Consider the following 1,200-nt stretch of genomic DNA (forward strand, 5'->3'; position numbering starts at 1 on the left):
TTCGTGGAAGTAGATCAGGTTGCGATAGGCGCGCCGGGTCCAGGTCTCCGGCGATACCATGCTTTGCTTCCTCTCAAACACGTTGCCGAAGTCGCTATCGAGCGCCGAGATTTCTTAACTACATTCATTTGCCCAGAGGCGCCGAGTGCGTGCCATCCGGATCTGCACCGTGTCCGTGCCCGAGGGGTTTTCATCGCCGCCGAAGCGATGGTTTGTGCAATGGCCAACCAGAATATCGCGCGATGGCAGCCTAATCTGCCAGGCTCGCAGCAATGGCTCGAACTGATCGCTATTCTGGAGCACCGCGCGCGTCTTAGCCGGCGGACAAGACGTCGCCAGAGGCTTTCCGGTAAGCGTGTACGCTGGCTTTGTGTTAATGCGGGTCGGCTCAAAATGAAGCACATCGGCGCTCAGGAGCACCTTCCTCGCACGTGTAAATTCGTCAGCCGTAAGTATGGCCATCGAGAGGATCTGTGCGCGCGAATACCATACGTTTGGCTCAATGGTCTCATACAGTAACTCTGCGCATTCTTGATTGGACTTTCGGATATTCATACCGACCTCAACGTCATTATGGAGCGCCCACAATGGACCAGCCCCACGATGTAACCTTAGTTGGAACGCTCCAGAAATGGTTGACGCAACGCAAAGTCCCTGCAATGACAATTGACACGGCCCAAGCACGTGCCTGGCATCCGCAGAACGAAATGCCAAATGCCTGTCTAGACCAAACTGGATCGCAGCCCCTACCCGCGGATGGCCGATGCGGCAGGCGCCGAATCCCCGCGTCGGTGCCTTATACCCACGCAATTGCTGGCGGCTCACTGGTCCTCGATTGCTGCGAAGCACGAGTTTCGTAAGCCAGTGAGGGTCGGCTATCTCGCGTTCCGCCGTGAATCAATGCATGGCTGACTGCAAGCATGAGATCAATTACAACGGCATTTGCCTAATAACATCTGGCCGCATGGCGTCCCACTTTCCATGGACCTCCCCGCGCTCGACCTCGCCTTGCGGTGGATTGACACCAGCGACGTAACGCCCTACTTGGATCTACTTCGCCATGCACGTGCCGAACAGGCCTGGCGCTATCTGAACGGTTTCTCGATGCGTATCACCTCCCAGACGCCGTGGGTCACATCCGTACGGCTTCAGGGCTGTCAGTGTGGGATCGGCGGATGAACGTGCTCCAACCGAGCAAGA

Source organism: Cupriavidus sp. (genome assembly GCF_057315035.1).